The sequence below is a fragment of the Thalassospira povalilytica genome (genome assembly GCF_002844235.1).
Lineage (GTDB): Bacteria > Pseudomonadota > Alphaproteobacteria > Rhodospirillales > Thalassospiraceae > Thalassospira > Thalassospira povalilytica.
The window spans coordinates 396,418-413,119 of sequence record NZ_PGTS01000003.1; the positions used below are offsets into that span (position 1 = coordinate 396,418).

General features: G+C 54.9%; 14 protein-coding genes and 1 riboswitch. Of the genes, 11 read left to right on the forward strand and 3 right to left on the reverse strand.

The features are described 5' to 3' along the window. Positions 1-66: 66 nt before the first annotated feature. On the reverse strand, positions 67-1,101 hold the full coding sequence (cobT, locus tag CU041_RS10295) for a nicotinate-nucleotide--dimethylbenzimidazole phosphoribosyltransferase (RefSeq protein ID WP_101246802.1): 1,035 nt from the start codon (positions 1,099-1,101) through the stop codon (positions 67-69). Between the two features lie 268 nt (positions 1,102-1,369). On the opposite strand from cobT, the gene cobS reads away from it, so the two are divergent. Both cobS and CU041_RS10305 read left to right on the forward strand, forming a co-directional pair. After that, positions 1,370-2,185 (forward strand): adenosylcobinamide-GDP ribazoletransferase, encoded by an 816-nt coding sequence (cobS, locus tag CU041_RS10300; protein WP_233433077.1) that lies wholly within the window; start codon positions 1,370-1,372, stop codon positions 2,183-2,185. 45 nt (positions 2,186-2,230) lie between these two features. Beyond that, positions 2,231-2,869: a histidine phosphatase family protein gene (locus CU041_RS10305; protein ID WP_233433078.1), complete on the forward strand. Its 639-nt coding sequence runs from the start codon at positions 2,231-2,233 to the stop codon at positions 2,867-2,869. A gap of 104 nt (positions 2,870-2,973) precedes the next feature. Here the strand turns inward: CU041_RS10305 and CU041_RS10310 are convergent, their stop codons facing one another. Beyond that, positions 2,974-3,648, reverse strand: a complete 675-nt coding sequence (locus tag CU041_RS10310; RefSeq protein WP_101246804.1) for a hypothetical protein — start codon at positions 3,646-3,648, stop codon at positions 2,974-2,976. Positions 3,649-3,899: 251 nt separating this feature from the next. Continuing rightward, positions 3,900-4,077: riboswitch (cobalamin riboswitch) on the forward strand. A 55-nt stretch (positions 4,078-4,132) separates the two neighbouring features. On the opposite strand from CU041_RS10310, the gene cobU reads away from it, so the two are divergent. From cobU to CU041_RS10355, 9 genes are all read left to right on the forward strand, one after another. After that, positions 4,133-4,660, forward strand: coding sequence for a bifunctional adenosylcobinamide kinase/adenosylcobinamide-phosphate guanylyltransferase (gene cobU, locus CU041_RS10315; RefSeq protein WP_101246805.1), 528 nt, complete (start codon positions 4,133-4,135; stop codon positions 4,658-4,660). Between the two features lie 34 nt (positions 4,661-4,694). After that, positions 4,695-5,735, forward strand: a complete 1,041-nt coding sequence (cobW, locus tag CU041_RS10320; protein WP_101246806.1) for a cobalamin biosynthesis protein CobW — start codon at positions 4,695-4,697, stop codon at positions 5,733-5,735. A 92-nt stretch (positions 5,736-5,827) separates the two neighbouring features. Next, positions 5,828-9,607, forward strand: coding sequence for a cobaltochelatase subunit CobN (gene cobN, locus CU041_RS10325; RefSeq protein WP_101247038.1), 3,780 nt, complete (start codon positions 5,828-5,830; stop codon positions 9,605-9,607). 183 nt (positions 9,608-9,790) lie between these two features. Next, positions 9,791-10,492: a hypothetical protein gene (locus CU041_RS10330; protein WP_101246807.1), complete on the forward strand. Its 702-nt coding sequence runs from the start codon at positions 9,791-9,793 to the stop codon at positions 10,490-10,492. Positions 10,493-10,717: 225 nt separating this feature from the next. Next, on the forward strand, positions 10,718-11,566 hold the full coding sequence (locus CU041_RS10335) for an endo alpha-1,4 polygalactosaminidase (RefSeq protein ID WP_233433079.1): 849 nt from the start codon (positions 10,718-10,720) through the stop codon (positions 11,564-11,566). 53 nt (positions 11,567-11,619) lie between these two features. After that, positions 11,620-12,246: a cob(I)yrinic acid a,c-diamide adenosyltransferase gene (gene cobO / locus CU041_RS10340; RefSeq protein ID WP_101247040.1), complete on the forward strand. Its 627-nt coding sequence runs from the start codon at positions 11,620-11,622 to the stop codon at positions 12,244-12,246. Between the two features lie 57 nt (positions 12,247-12,303). Beyond that, positions 12,304-13,848 carry a cobyric acid synthase gene (locus CU041_RS10345; RefSeq protein WP_101246808.1) on the forward strand — a complete coding sequence of 515 codons (1,545 nt, stop codon included), beginning with the start codon at positions 12,304-12,306 and terminating at the stop codon, positions 13,846-13,848. 217 nt (positions 13,849-14,065) lie between these two features. Next, a complete protein-coding gene (locus tag CU041_RS10350) occupies positions 14,066-14,740 on the forward strand; it encodes a glutathione S-transferase family protein (RefSeq protein ID WP_101246809.1) in 675 nt (224 codons plus the stop codon). Next, the gene (locus CU041_RS10355; RefSeq protein ID WP_101246810.1) at positions 14,737-15,549 is read left to right on the forward strand and encodes a class I SAM-dependent methyltransferase; all 813 of its coding nucleotides are present in this window, start codon (positions 14,737-14,739) and stop codon (positions 15,547-15,549) included. The genes CU041_RS10350 and CU041_RS10355 overlap by 4 nt, the downstream gene beginning before the upstream one ends. Before the next feature lie 38 nt (positions 15,550-15,587). Here the strand turns inward: CU041_RS10355 and CU041_RS10360 are convergent, their stop codons facing one another. Then, positions 15,588-16,619, reverse strand: coding sequence for a substrate-binding domain-containing protein (locus CU041_RS10360; protein WP_101246811.1), 1,032 nt, complete (start codon positions 16,617-16,619; stop codon positions 15,588-15,590). Between the last annotated feature and the right edge of the window lie 83 nt (positions 16,620-16,702).

A 16,702-nucleotide genomic window follows, 5' to 3' on the forward strand; every position in this document is an offset into this window, starting at 1 on the left:
CTAAGCTATGATGCCCGACGCTATGATGATTGTCTTAAAAGCTTCGATGAAAAGCAATTCGGCCGCTTAAGCCTGTTCCTTGCCGTCAATGCCGGCTTTTTCAAATGTTGCCATGCCGTTATGGCATTCAGCAGCCGAGCGCAGCAGCGGGATCGCCAATGCTGCACCCGACCCCTCGCCAAGGCGCATGCCAAAATCGATCAATGCCTTTTTGCCAAGCTTTTCAAGCAGGCGAATATGGCCCGGCTCTGCTGAAACATGGCCGACAAGACAGTGATCAAGTGCATCAGGCCGCATGGAGGCCAGAACCGCCGCCGCCGCACAGGAAACATATCCGTCAAGCAATACCGGCACCCGTGAATAGCGCGCAGCAATAATCGCCCCGGCCATGGCGGCAATTTCGCGCCCACCAACACAGCGCAAGACATCAAGCCCGTCATGCATCTGGTTTTTATGCAAGATGATGGCATCGCCAACCACCCGGGTCTTGAGTGTCAGGGTGGCGTCATCAATGCCGGTTCCCCGCCCGGTCCAGTCCCCGGCGTTGCCGCCATAAAGTGCATGGGCAATTGCCGCTGCGGCGGTGGTGTTGCCGATGCCCATTTCGCCCGGCACAAAAAGATCAAGGCCCTTTTCAATCGCGCTCATGCCAAAGGCCATGGCTTCTGCACAGCCCTCATCATCCATCGCCGGTTCCTGACTGAAATCGTTGGTCGGGATTTCAAGTGCAACTTCCATCACGCGGAGTTCTGCATCGACCGATTTGCAAATCTGGTTGATGGCAGCCCCGCCATTGATGAAGTTTTCCACCATTTGCTGGTTTACGCTTGGCGGAAATGCAGACACGCCCTGTGCCACAACGCCATGACTGCCAGCAAAGACAGTGACACGCGGCCGAGACATCCGCGGGCGTGATGTTCCCTGCCAGCCCGCCAGCCAAAGGCTGAAATCTTCGAGACGGCCAAGTGACCCGGCCGGTTTGGTCAGGGTCGGCTCACGGTTGGCAACAGCAGCTTGTGCCTCTGCGTCAACGGCCGGCAAATCGGCCAGAAGACTGCGAATTTCATCAAGGCTTTGGGGCGGGTGCTTGGGATTGAACATTGTGGTCTCCGGCTGGCGGCAAATCGTCAAAAAGCGTGTTCCGCTTGGCTTCTGGAATGGTAAGGATTAGGGTCAGAAACCAATCAATTGGTGTGTTTCAGTATCGGCCAACGGTCTGCCGGTCCCGGATCCGGGATGGCTTCGGTTTCGCGGTGGACTGAAGAACCCCAATAAAATCGGCCCCAAACTAGGCCTATGCGCAACAGATTGCCAGTTCGAAAATCGGAATTTCATGGTGTCCGAAGATCATAACCAAAACGAAACAAACATGCAAAGCACAGATACACCGACAGGTGATCGGCATGATGATGCGGATAAAACGTCTGTTGATGCATCGGTTTTATCCGATTTCTGGCGTGCCATGGCATTGCTCAGCCGGGTGCCGTTGCCCCCGGTTGGTGATTTCCGTGCGGCTCTGATCGCGCGATCTGTCTGGTGCTGGCCACTTGTCGGACTGGTTCTGGCGGGCCTGGCATTGCTGCCGGCGATGCTTGTCGATTTTCTGACGGGAAACCCCCTTGTCTATGCGATCTTTGCCATCGCAGCGATGGTATTGCTTAGCGGCGCGATGCACGAAGACGGCGTTGCCGACTGTGCAGACGGCTTTGGCGGCGGGATGGACCGCGACCGCAAACTTGAAATCATGCGCGACAGTACTGTCGGGACCTATGCGGTTGTCATGCTGATTTTGACGCTGGGTTTACGGCTGGTTCTGATTACGGCTGCGGCGGATATCGGACAGGCCGGTATCCTGTTTCTGATCATGGCGGTTATTTCCCGTGCGGCAATGCCGATTGTCATGCGCATATTGCCGCCGGCGCGGGATAACGGACTGGGCAAAGGGGCCGGGCGGCCCGGATGGCTTCCGGTTCTGATCGGGTTTGCCATTGCCAGCGCTATTGTTCTGGTATTGGGCGGTATCGGTGCGATGTTTGCGGTAATTGTCGGTGTGATGATCGCGATCCTGATTGTTGCAATGGTCGCCAGATCACAGATCGGCGGGCAGACCGGTGATGTGTTGGGCGCAACCCAAATTTGTGCCGAACTGTTTGCCGGTATCGGCTTCATTGCCGTAATGGCATAGCCATGAATTTTGCTGATTGATCAAAACGACCATGATTGACTGCCAATGTCCGAACAAACCGGGGAAAGCATGACCAAAATCAAGACAACGCGCTGGTGGCTGGTGCGTCACGCGCCGGTGCAAAACCCGGAACGTCTGGTCTATGGCCGAAGCGACATGCAGGTTGATCTGTCTGATGAAAAAAAACTGCGTGCGGTGGCGCGGCACTTGCCCCGCGATGCGGTCTGGATGACCAGCCATCTGTCACGGACGCTTGATACCGCGCTCAAGCTTCAGGAACTGATCGACGAAGACATCACCCCGACCCGCGAAAGCGGCTTTGCCGAGCAACATTTCGGGGCCTGGGAGCTTCAGCACTGGAACGACCTTCCGAAAGGCGAAACCACACAATTCTGGACCGATTTCGCCCGACAGCAGCCGCCAAATGGTGAAAGCTTTGCCGATATGGTCGAGCGGGTCGGTCCGGTTTTCACCCACGCCACCAGCTATTGGGCGGGCCGCGACATTGTTGCAGTGGTCCATGGCGGTACCATCCGCGCGATCATGGCCAATGCGCTGGGACTGTCACTTGAAGCGGCTTTGTCATTTCATATCGATACGCTAAGTCTGACCAGACTGGAATATATCGACGGAGTGGATCAACCTGGCTGGCGTGTCACCGCGGTCAATCAAAGCTTCGGATGATTTTGACAGAAAATAAAAACGGCATCGATCCGCTGTGGAACGATGCCGTCAGGATGTGGATGCCGTAACCATTTCCGTGCCATAGACCGCCCTGTCCGCGGCAATCAGGCCGTTTGCAGCTCGGAATTCAGGGGAAGATCTTCAAGCGCATGTTCGGCAAGATAGCGATCAAGCATATCTGCGGTAATGTCATGCTTTTCGCAGATCGCAGTCACGTCTTTCAAATAGGCTTCGTAATAGGGCAGCGGACGGCTGCGTGACTTGTTGCGCAATTTGGCGACATGCGGGAAATCTTCACAAAGAGCCGTATTCTCAATTGCCTGGATGACGTTGTCATCAATGATGGCTGCGGGCATCTTGCGATAGGTCTTTCCACAGGCTGACAGCATTTTGCTGGCGGTGGGGACCGATATCCCGGGCTGGGAAAGCAATTCGTTCAATTCTTCCTGGCCGAAATCCGAAATCGACATCAACGTGATGAGCGTCGGCAGATCACGCACAAGCAGCGACAGCGCATTGACGCGGATGCCACGCGCATGAGACCAGATGATGGTGCCGATCACCCCTTTGGAAGCATCAAGTGCAAAGATGCTGCGCACATCGCGGCGCGACAATGTAATGTCCGCACCGGTCGCATATTCTTCCAGAAACGTCTGAAAGGCCCGATTGTCGGAATTCAGACGTTCAAGCAGACCAAGCCACATATCCTTGCGCGAGGATGTGGTCCAGGTTGGTGTGTTCGGATTTCGGATTTTCGATAGTTGTGCAGAAACTGCCATCTGATTTTGCAAAATTCCAGTTAACCCCAAGAGTTTGGTGCCGCAATTATGCGGCCCACCGGTTTTGATGTTTTTTGTCCCGGTGATCTTGCTGGAAGGTGATTTGTTACCACTCTAATTCCAGCTTGATAATATTATGTTCCCTTAAAGGAGGGCCGGCCTCAAGCAGGCAATTCTTACAAATACTGACCTTCCGGTTAGCTGACCCGTCCGGACAGAGAATGCCCTTTGGGTTCAAGGGCAAACCTGTTAGGTTCGGCGCACCGTTCGGTGATGGGAAATCGGTGCGATGCCGATGCTGCCCCCGCAACTGTATCGGGTTGGGTGATCCGGGTGGATGTATTGCCATTCACCAGCCACCGGGAAACCGGGAAGGCGGATTGCTTTCATGCCCGCAGCCAGGAAACCAGCCGAATGGTGTCATCATCTTAAATGATGGCGACGCAATCGGGCCTCGGTGGGAGGCCATGGCGAGGAATAGAATATGACCCGGACTGACCCGCCTTGCGGGACACATCTGATTCTTGGCGGTGCGCGATCTGGCAAAAGCCGGTTCGCCGAAAACATCATCAATGCGGCTGGCGGCGGCACATATATCGCGACCGGTCGGGCATGGGATGATGAAATGGTCAACCGCATCGACCTTCATAAACAATCACGTGGCGATCTTTGGCAAACGATCGAGGAACCGCTTGATCTTTGCGGTGCACTCGACACCTGCAATCAGCCGGACGGCAAACCGGTTCTGGTCGATTGCCTGACCTTGTGGCTGACCAACCTGATGCTCGAAGATCGCGATATTGATGCTGAAATCGACCGGCTTTGTGATCACTTGCCTGGGCTGGACATTCCGGTGTTGCTGGTATCAAACGAAGTCGGTTTCGGGATTGTCCCGGAAAATGCAATGGCGCGGGCTTTTCGCGATCATGCCGGACGTCTCCATCAACGTATTGCCGCATTGGTTGATCGGGTGACGCTTGTCGTTGCCGGCATTCCGATGCAGGTCAAATGACAATTTAAATGATTGAATTTCAAGGAATTTGAAAATGGCACAATTGGGTAAAATCCCGGCAACCGTCATTACCGGCTTTTTGGGGGCCGGCAAGACAACCATGATCCGCAACATGCTGGAAAATGCCAATGGCAGACGCATTGCCCTGATCATCAATGAATTTGGCGATCTGGGCGTTGATCGCGGCATCATCAACGGGTGCGGTATCGAAGGCTGTGCCGAGGATGATGTGGTTGAACTGGCAAACGGATGTATCTGCTGTACGGTTGCAGATGATTTTCTGCCAACCATTCGTGGCCTGATTGATCGCGATACGCCACCTGATCATATCGTAATCGAAACATCTGGGCTGGCTCTGCCCAAGCCGTTGGTCAAGGCGTTCAACTGGCCCGAAGTACGGTCGCGCGTGACTGTCGACGGGGTTGTTGCGGTTCTTGATGGTGCGGCATTGCGCGACGGACTGTTTGCCCACGACCATCATGCGGTACAGGCCCAGCGCGAGGCTGATGAAAACCTTGATCATGAAAGCCCGCTTGAAGAACTGTTTGAAGAACAGCTTCATTGCGCCGACATGGTGGTTCTGAACAAGACCGACCTTCTGACTGACGAAGAACGCACCAAGGTCGAAGCCGATATCCGCGCTGAACTTAAAAAGCCGTCGGTCAAAATCATCGCGACCGAGCATTCCCGTGTTGAAAACGCCATTTTGCTGGGCCTTGGTGCTGCGGCCGAGGATGACCTTGATAGCCGCCCGAGCCATCATGATGATGGTCATGAACATGATCATGATGATTTCGAAAGTTTTGTTGTCTCACTTGATGCGGTCAATGATCCGGCGGCCCTTGAAAAACGCCTGATCGATATCGTGCGTCAATATGATGTTCTGCGCATCAAGGGTTTCCTTGATGTTCCGGGCAAACCGATGCGCCATGTGGTTCAGGGGGTCGGTGAACGTTTCCAGCGTTACTTTGACCGTCCCTGGGCGGATACTGAAAACCGCCGTTCCGAACTGGTGGTGATCGGCTTGCATGGTCTGGACCGTGCCGCGATCGAGGCCGCAATCAAGGCGGCCTAAGCCCATTGGGCACACATAAAACCATATGACCGATACCGGATGTTTTGCATCCGGTATCGGTGCTTTTGACGACAGAACAGACGGAATTTCAAATGCATCTTTTGGCAGCACAGCCCGGCATGGTCACCGATGGCAGCGAAGCGGTCGATCTTGGTCAGCAACCGGGCGATGTCGTCATCCTGTCTGCGGCCGAGTCCGAGCTTGCCTGCCTTGCCGGCGCACAGGCACGTCTGGCAGATGCGTTTGGTGATGATGTTCCGTCTTTGCGTTTGGCCAGTCTTTTGCAGCTTGGTCACAATATGTCGGTCGATCTTTATGTCGATGATGTGCTTTGTGATGCCAAATTCATCATCGTGCGGATTTTGGGCGGGCGCGGTTATTGGGAATATGGTGTCGAGCAGCTGGTCGCCTTGGCGCGGTCGCGTGATATCCCGCTGGTGCTGTTGCCCGGTGATGATCAACCCGATGCCGAACTTCTGTCGCTATCCACCGTCAAGGGTGCTGAATATCAGAATATCTGGCGCTACCTGATCGAGGGTGGCCCGCAAAATGCCGAAAATTTGCTGCGTCTGATCTATGAAAAACTCAATGCAGATGTACTGTGGAACTGGTCGCCAGCCGCCCCGTTGGTCAAGGCTGGCGGATATTGGCCGGGCATGTCACAGGCCGGTCTTGATGATATCAGATCAAACTGGAAAACCGATCAGCCGGTCACCCCGATCATTTTTTATCGATCACTTGTCCAGGCGGGAAATCTTGACGTCATAGATGCGCTGGTTACTGCATTGTGCGACAACCATCTCAATCCGTTGCCGATTTTTGTCGCCAGCCTCAAGGACCCGGTGGCAAGTGCGCTGGTCAGTGACTGGCTTGCGGAAACGAATGCCGATCTGATTTTGAATACGACCGGGTTTGCGCTTTCCGTTCCGGGGTCAGAACGATATGACGGGCCGTTTGATGCCGTTGATGCGCCGGTCTTTCAGGTGGTCTTGTCCGGTGGCAGCGAAGATGCATGGCGCGATGGTGTGAACGGGCTTGCCGCCCGTGATATCGCGATGAATGTCGCCCTGCCCGAGGTCGATGGTCGTATTCTGGCCCGGGCCATTTCGTTCAAGGGGTCGGCGGGTAAGGATGACCTGACCCAGATCGATCTCGTCAAATATATCCCGGTGCGCGATCGGGTCGATTTTACCGCAAAACTTGCCGCCAACTGGATCGGATTGCGCAAATCTGCCCCGTCAGATCGCAAGATCGCCATGGTCATGGCCAACTATCCCAACAAGGACGCCCGTCTGGGCAATGGTGTCGGACTTGATACGCCGGCTGGCATGATCGAAACCCTGCGTGCCATGCTTGAAGACGGATACGCCATCACCGATTTGCCGGCAGACGGCGATGTCCTGATTGCCGCGATCAAGGCCGGGCCGACCAACGATTTCAAGTCCCTTGCCACGCGTGAGATACGGGTAACGCTGTCCCTGGCGGAGTATCAAGCCGCCTTTGCCGCCCTGCCCAAATCGATCCGAAGCCAGGTGATCGAGGCCTGGGGCGATCCCCAAACCGATCCGTTTTATCTGCCGGATCAGGAAAGCTTTGCCCTGTCGATCCTGCCGATGGGCAATGTGGTCGTGAGCTTGCAGCCCGCGCGTGGCTATAACATTGATCCGCTTGAAAGCTATCACTCGCCCGATCTGGTGCCGCCGCATAACTATTTCGCCTTTTACATCTGGCTGCGGCATGTGTTTGGCGTCGATGCGATCATTCATTTTGGCAAACATGGCAATATGGAATGGTTGCCAGGCAAGTCACTGGCACTTTCCGAGGATTGCTTCCCCGAAGCAGTTTTTGGCCCGACTCCGCATTTCTATCCCTTTATCGTCAATGACCCGGGCGAAGGCACACAGGCCAAACGTCGTGCCCAAGCGGTCATTCTTGACCATCTGACCCCGCCCCTGACCCGCGCGGAAAGTTACGGGCCGCTCAAAGATCTCGAAGCATTGGTCGATGAATATTATGATGCTGCTGCGGTCGATCCGCGCCGTTTGACGATCCTGAAACGCGACATTCTTGAACTGGCCATTCGCATTGGTCTTGATCGTGATTGCGGTATCGAGGCGGATGAGGATGAAGAAAGTGCCTTGGCCAAGCTTGATAACTATCTGTGCGAGCTTAAGGAACTTCAGATCCGCGATGGTCTTCATATCTTTGGCAAGGCGCCCGAAGGCGATCTTTTGACCGATCTTCTGGTCGCGCTGGCCCGCTTGCCACGTGGTGCTGATCACGGGCCGAAGGCATCCCTGCATCGTGCAATTGCCAAGGATATCCTGGCCGACCCGACATTTGATCCCCTTGATTGCGCCTTTGCCGAATTTTGGCCCGGTGCCAAGCCCGATATCCTTGCTGCCTATGGCACAAAGGATGACAGCGATATTGGCCCGTGGCGGACAACCGGCGATACGGTGGAACGAATTGAACTTCTGGCACGGGATCTGGTCAATGGCACCGTCACGGCTGATCCGTCATGGGGTGCTGTTAAGGATGTTGTTTCCGATATCGAAACAAATATTCGCCCGGCCGTAACCGGTTGTGGTTCGGCCGAGATTTCCGGCATCCTGCGGGGCCTTGCCGGCAAATTTGTTGAACCCGGACCGTCGGGTGCACCCACCCGTGGGCGACCCGATGTGTTGCCGACCGGGCGTAATTTCTATTCGGTTGATACCCGTACCGTGCCGACCCCGGCCGCATGGCAACTGGGCTGGAAATCGGCCGAATTGTTGTTGGAACGCCATGTTCAGGATCATGGTGAATGGCCAAGTGCGCTTGGTCTTTCGGTCTGGGGAACAAGCAACATGCGCACGGGCGGTGATGACATCGCCCAAGCCCTTGCCCTGATGGGGGTGCGTCCGACCTGGGACAGTGCATCGCGCCGGGTGACCGGGTTTGAAATCATGCCGGCATCGCTTCTGGGCCGTCCGCGGGTTGATGTGACCTTGCGCATTTCGGGTTTTTTCCGTGATGCCTTTCCGGGCCTGATTGACCTGTTTGACAGTGCGGTCCGTGCGGTCGCGGATCAAACAGACGAACCCGAAGACATCAATCCGATTGCTGCGCGCATTGCCCGTGAAACCGTAAAGCTCAGGGATCAGGGCATGACAGCCGATCAGGCCCGCCAGCAGGCCGCATTCCGCGTGTTTGGGTCAAAACCCGGCGCCTATGGTGCGGGCTTGCAGGCGATGATTGACGAAAAGCTTTGGGAAGACGAAGCCGATCTGGCGGATGCTTATCTGGCATGGGGAAGCTACGCCTATGGCAACGGGGCCGAAGGTGTCGCTGCGCGCAAGCTGTTTGAAACCCGGTTATCCAATGTTGACGCCATTGTCCATAATCAGGATAACCGTGAACATGACCTGCTGGATTCCGATGACTATTATCAGTTCGAAGGCGGAATGACATCGGCGGTACGGAACCTGTCAGGCAAGCAGCCGACGGTTTACCATAGCGACCATTCCCGCCCCGAAAGTCCCAAAATCCGCACACTTGAAGAAGAAATCGCCCGTGTGGTCCGGGCGCGTGTGGTCAATCCCAAATGGATCAATGGGGTGATGCGCCATGGCTATAAGGGGGCGTTCGAGATGGCGGCAACGGTGGATTATCTGTTTGCCTTTGCCGCGACTGCACGCTGTGTGGCCGATCATCACTTTGACCTGGTCTATGATGCCTATCTTGATGATCCCAAGGTTCGCGATTTTATTGAAGCCCATAACCCCGATGCCCTGCGTGATATTCGCGATCGCCTGCGCGAGGCAATTGAACGCGGGCTTTGGCAGCCACGCCGCAACAGCGTTTCATCCGACCTTCTTGATCGGGCGTGACGCACTTCTTGCCGTGTCCTTTGATTCACAAGAATTTTACCACCGGAACAAGACGGGCAGTTGAAACGTTTCGTTTTCGCACCATATCTCAATTAACCAACTGTTAATAAGTTGTGAGGGACGGGGCACCCCTGTTGGATCACCTGCCGGGAAGCAGGGTGATCAAAAGGATAGGAGGCCGCGATGGAGAACAAGACAAACGTTCGTTTGCCTGACTATTTGCAAACTCCCTTGCCTGCCCACAAAGGGCATGCAGATATTATCGACTTCCTGCTTGCTGATTGCGATATGCCCGACTGGCTGCGCGAAGATTTGCACGGTCAGGGCCGGCATCGTCCCGCCCGCGGGGCCATTCGCGCCGTGCTGGATGTCCGCGAACGCTTTAACGGGCAACATCGCCCTGTCAGCTTCGAGGAATTCCATGATGGCATGACCGAGCTTGCCCATCATTTGCCCGGTCCCGACCAGACCCGCTTTGAAATTGATGCCAAGGTTAAAATCTATTGGCGCTATTTGCAGGGCGTGGAACGTCAGGTCTGGCGCACCGCGATTTCAGTTGCCCATATCGCGCTTGACCATTTCCCGGTGGTCCGCGAATTCAAATCCCTGATCGAAGAAGTCGTCATCAGTCGCGACTGGCTTGAACGCCGTCTTGAAGTGGTTGAACACAGCTTCCAGATCTCGGTTTCCCTGCAAAATGAAACCGTGCGCAAGGCACTGATGCGGCTGAAACGCATGTCCCCCGGTGATCGGCTTCAACTGTTTAACAAGGCCCGGATGCGCCGCCCGGAATTGCGCAATATCGATATGCGCGAACCAGACAAATGGGCCGATCTGGTAACCGGTGACCTTGGCCTGTCCCCCAATCAGGGCACCATGTGCTGACATTTCCGGGATTTTGACATTGCCCTGGATGGCAAAGCCGTCTTGTCGGTGGGGGAAGCTGCCAAAGGCAGCGGAAAAGTGCGGTCATTGGGCCGCACTTTTCTTGTGTCGGGTCTTATGGTGGGTCATCAGATATTCTTCCAATGATCATCCTGTTCGATGTGCTGTGATGTTGTCATCCTGGCCATTGCTGGGCAAAGTGCGCCTGAGACAACGGGGCACCGGATGACGCGCGCACATAAAATGTTTGGCCTGAAAACCTTTACCCTGGGCATTTTGCTTTCGGGATTGCTGGTGGCTGGTATCGGGCCGATGGCATCTGATGCGGTTGCAACCCAAAAGAACAGCTGGTCTGCTGTTCCGTTCGGGCCATTTCACTGGCAATTGCAGGGCGAAATTGCCGATGATGTCACAGCTTCAAAAATCATCGGTGCGGATCTTTATGAAGTCACCGCAGCACAAATACGCGATTGGCGGGAAGCCGGGCTTTTTCCGGTCTGTTATATCAATGTTGGTGCGCTCGAAGACTGGCGCGAAGATTACGTCGATTTTCCCGAACATGTGGTAGGCAATGCTTATTGGGGATGGAACGGGGAATACTGGCTTGATATCGCACGGTTTGAACATTTTGCCGATGTCATGACCGCACGATTTGATCTGTGCCGGGACAAGGGGTTTCTTGGTGTTGAACCCGATAATATTGACGGTTACGAGGCCGACCTTTCCAACAAGACAACCGGGTTTGACCTGAAACGAACCGATCAGCTGCGCTATATCCGGTGGCTGATTGATCTTGCCCATCAGCGCGGTCTTGCCATCGGACAGAAAAATGCCCCAGAACTGGTCGGTGATCTGGTTGATCAGATGGATTTTGCCATCCTTGAATCAGCCTTTCGGTTAGGCTTCATGGATGCGTTTGATCCCTATATTACGCGTGGCAAACCGGTCTTTGCCGTGGAATATCGCGAAGAAGGTGCAAATGCCGCACGCTTTTGTCCGGTTGCCCGCAACCATGGCTTTCAGGGTGTGATTGCAAGTCTTGAACTTGATCAAACCCCGCAAAACTGCCCTTGATCAAAGATGCGCTTTCGCCGCATTGTGGGGGCGCATATCAAAGGGAAGAAACCATGACCGATAAAAGCCAGCCTGACGTCGATATCAACGCGCGCCACGATGAAAAAATGAAGAAAATCAAGGCCGCGCGCGACAAGATGATGGCCCAGAAGATCGATAAAAAAGGCCTGATCATTGTCCATACCGGCAAGGGCAAGGGGAAATCATCCTCGGCCTTTGGCATGGCGATGCGCTGTGTCGGTCACGATATGAAGGTCGGCGTGGTACAGTTCATCAAAGGCGGCTGGGAAACCGGCGAGGCAAAGCTTTTGAAAAAATTCCCCGATCTTTGTGAATTCCATGCCATGGGGGCCGGTTTTACCTGGGAAACCCAGAACCGGGCGCAGGATGTGGCACTGGCGCGTGAAGCCTGGAACAAGGCATTGGAAATGCTGCGCGATCCAAGCTTTTCCATGGTCATCCTTGACGAGATCAATATCGTCCTGCGCTATGACTTCCTGCCGCTTGATGATGTGCTTGATGCGCTGTCAAACAAGCTGCCCGATCAGCATATTGTCCTGACCGGGCGCAATGCACCAGATACCCTGATCGAAGCAGCCGATCTGGTAACTGAAATGACCATGATCAAACACCCGTTCCGCGAACAGGGGATCAAGGCGCAGATCGGTGTCGAATTCTGATCCGCATTGTGATGATCTGTCGTTTCAAACGGCAATGATGAAAGTTTTGAAACCGGAATGAACGCGCAATCTGTTCCTGCTTTGATGCTTCAGGGGACCGGATCGGATGTCGGCAAATCAATGCTGGTGGCCGGATTGTGCCGTGCTTTTGCACGTCGCGGGCTTCGTGTGCGTCCGTTCAAACCGCAAAACATGTCCAACAATGCGGCCGTCACCGACGATGGCGGGGAAATCGGCCGTGCGCAGGCGCTTCAGGCCCGGGCCGCCGGTGTGCCGACCACGGTGCATATGAACCCGGTTTTGCTCAAACCACAAAGCGATATTGGTGCCCAAGTCGTGGTGCAGGGCAAAGTGCTGACCAGTGCCAAGGCCCGCGACTATTACCGCCTTAAACGCGATCTTCTGCCAAAGGTGATCGAAAGTTTCGAGATCATGGCAAATGATGCCGATCTTGTTCTGGTCGAAGGCGCCGGATCCCCGGCCGAGGTCAATCTGCGGGCATCCGATATCGCCAATATGGGCTTTGCCGAGGCCGCCGGTGTGCCGGTTATTCTGGTCGGCGATATAGATCGCGGCGGGGTGATTGCATCGATCGTCGGGACCCATGCCCTGCTGTCTGATAGTGATCGCAAATGGCTGCGTGGTTATGTCATCAACAAGTTTCGCGGTGATGTGTCTCTGTTTGCATCGGCAACCGACATCATTGAACAGACCTGCGGCTTAAAAAGTTACGGTATCGCAACGTATTGGCCCGGTGCCCATAAATTGCCCGCCGAAGATGGTGTTGCGCTTGAAAAGGCCGGGAAATATCAGCGTAAGCAGCATGGTGTGTCTGGTCCTGTGATCCGCATTGCCGTGCCGCATTTGCCGCGCATCGCCAATTTTGACGATCTTGATCCGCTTGCCGCCGAGGCAGATGTCGAACTTCTGGTGATCAAACCGGGTCAGGTGATCCCGGCTGATTGCGATCTGGTGCTGCTGCCCGGATCAAAATCGACCATGGCCGATCTGCGCTTTTTAAAGGAACAGGGCTGGGATATCGACATTCTGGCCCACCACCGGCGCGGCGGGGCGGTTATCGGCATTTGTGGCGGCTATCAGATGCTGGGACGCATGGTTCATGACCCCGATGGTGTCGAAGGCGAACCGGGCAGTGAAACCGGTCTGGGATTGCTTGATGTTGAAACCGTCATGGCTGGTGACAAGACCTTGCGCAAGACTGATGGGCTGACCGTCATGTCCCATGCCCCGTCATCCGGGGCGCTGTTTTCTGCCGATGTCGCGGTGAACGGCTATGAAATCCATATGGGCCGAACCGATGGCCCCGATCGGGCACGGGGCTGGCTGACACTTGCCGGGATTTCCGAACCCGATGGGGCAATCAGCACGGACGGGCGCGTGATGGGATGCTATCTACATGGCCTTTTTGGCAGTGACGCCTTTCGTCAGAACCTTCTGGCATCGCTTGGCGGGAAAGATCGTGTCGCCTTGCATGATTTCGAAGCCGGAGTCGATACTGCCCTTGATGAATTGGCCGATCATCTCGAAGCCTGTCTTGACCCTGATGGCCTGCTTGAATTGGCCAGAAGCCGGACCAAATAGCCGTTTGTCGGACTTTCGATCCGTGTTGTTTGGCAAAAGGGTGAAAATCACACAACAATTGCGTGGAAGGCCTTTACTTCCGCCCTGTTGCGTGGTTTGACAGATTTCGCAATTCCGGTTCTGAAATGAACTTTATGAATTGCCGTATTGCCGATGCCCTCACAGTGCTGGCGGGTCTTTGCAAAACGTTCATCCTTGGTCGGGTATCTTCACGTCTATGCGTCAGTTATATCATTTTTGGCTCTCACCATTTTCGCGCAAAGTGCGCCTGGTCCTTGCCGAGAAAAAACTAGAATTCGAACTGAAAGCCGAACCGGTATGGGAACGGCGTGACGAATTCCTGTTGCTCAATCCGGCCGGCGAAGTACCCGTGCTTGAGGATGAAGACGGCACTGTTCTGTGTGACTCGACCGTGATTTGCGAATATCTCGACGAGATTTCTGACGAAGAACCCAGACTGTTTGGATCAAATCCCAAGGAACGTGCGGAGATCCGCCGCCTTGTTGCTTGGTTTGATGGCAAGTTCAATCGCGAGGTCACCGACCATCTGCTTGGTGAGAAGCTGCTTAAGCGGTTCTTCTCAACCGGCACCCCCGATACCAAGGTCCTGCGCGCCGGGCGCACCAATGCGGCCTATCATCTTGATTATATCGGCTGGTTGTTTGAACGCCGGAACTGGCTTGCCGGGGATCACCTGACCATGGCCGATCTGGCGGCTGCGGCACAGGTGTCGGTGATCGACTATATGGGCGATATCAACTGGTCCAAACATCCGCGTGCCAAGGACTGGTACATGCGGATCAAAAGTCGCCCGTCCATGCGCGACATTCTTGCCGACCGACAGGCAAGTTTCCCGCCATCCAGTCACTATGCCGAACTGGATTTTGAATGACGAATTCATCCAATTCAGATGAATTCTACCCTGCGGGAAGCCTGAATACGGCAAGTTACGATCTTCGTGCTGATCTTGATCGCAAGTTTTTTGATGATCCCGTTCCATTCTATACCCGTCTTGCAAAAAGCCTTGCGACCGGGTATGGCGTTCTTGAACTGGGCTGTGGCACCGGGCGTATCAGTGCCGCGATTGCGCGTCTCGGGATTGCGGTAACCGGGCTTGATCTGTCGCCGGCGATGCTTGATCAGGCACGCGCGAACTATCCCGATATTGACTGGCATCTTGGCAATATGTGCGACTTTGATCTGGGCCGGGTTTTTGATCTTGTCATCATCCCGTTTCGCGGGCTTCAGGAAGTCACCGATATCACCGATCAAAGACGTGCCCTTGACCGTGCCTTTGCCCATCTTAAACTTGGCGGGGCGCTGGCCCTTGATCTGATGGATCCGGATTTGCGCTATTGCCTGCCCGAAGGTGATCCTGATTTTGTCGAACTGCCGGTCTTTCCGATGCCTGATGGTATTGGCAGGCCCGACAGCCGATTGCGGATCACTGCAATGGAACGCACCAATGATCCCCTGACCCAGCGGTTCAGCGAACATTGGCGGTTTGAGGAAATCGGTCCTGACGGTGATGTGCGTCGCCGCGAAGAGGCTTGGCATCATCTGCGCTGGATTACACGCAGTGAAATGCGACTGATGCTGGAGCTTTCAGGTTTCATTTCGATAACGGAATTTTCTGATTTCAACGGCAGTCCGCCGCGATATGCCAGCAATCAGGTCTGGATGGCAAAACGGCCGGACTGATGCCCGGCCGTTTCGAGATGCTTGGATAAATCCGGCGCTTAGTGGGCCGCAAATTTCTTTGATGTGGCCAGGGTTTCCTGACGTTCTTCTTCGGTCAGCGGCACCAGACCGTTTTCAACCAGAAGCCCCTCCTCGCCAATGACGGCCTCGGACACATAGGTCGATACGAACGCCCCCAATGACCGCACAAGCTGTTCGTGGTCATCCTTGACGTAAAGATAAAGCGCGCGGGACCCCGGATAGCTGCCATCAAGGATGGTTTCATAATCCGGTTCAATGCCGTTGATGGTTATGCCGCGAAGCTTTTCACGGTTACGCTCAAGATTGTTAAAGCCCATCACCCCATAGGATGTCGGATCCTTTTCAAGCTTGCTGATCACAAGGCGGTCATTCTCGCCGGCTTCGATATAGGCACCGTCTTCGCGGATGGTCCGGCACAACAAACGGAAGCTGTCGGGATCGGATGATTCAAGACTTGCGATATCGGCAAAGGTCGAACAACCCTTATCAAGCAGAAGCTGCCCCATCAGGTCACGGGTGCCCGATGTCGGCGGCGGACCATAAACCCGGATTTTCAGATCGGGAAGCGACGGATCGACATCGGACCATTTAACATTCGGGTTGGGAACGCTTGCGCCATTGACCGGAATGGTCCGTGCGAGTGCCAGATAAAGCTGGCGGGCGGTAAGCGACATAGTCGGAGCTTCACGCGATCCCAGCAAGACAATACCGTCATAGCCGATCTTGATTTCACTGATCTTGCGGACCGAATTGGCTGCGCAAATCGCGGTTTCGGACCCGGAAATCGGACGCGATGCATCAACGATATCGGGATATTGTTCGCCAACACCGCCACAGAACAGCTTGAAGCCGCCGCCTGATCCGGTGCTTTCGACCACCGGGGCCGGTTCGCCGGTTGTTCTGGCAAAATGTTCTGCGACCTTGGTGGTCAGCGGAAAAATTGTCGAAGACCCGACAATACGAACCTGATCACGTGCCTGTGCCGCTGAAACAACAGAAACAAGTGCAATAGATGCGGCCATGGCAGTCACGGCAAACGTGCGACGCATTTCGTCCCCCAAAATGGTGTCCGGTCAAATCCGGGATCACTGATCACCAGACATATACAAAGGATGCTGGTTTCGGCAAACCC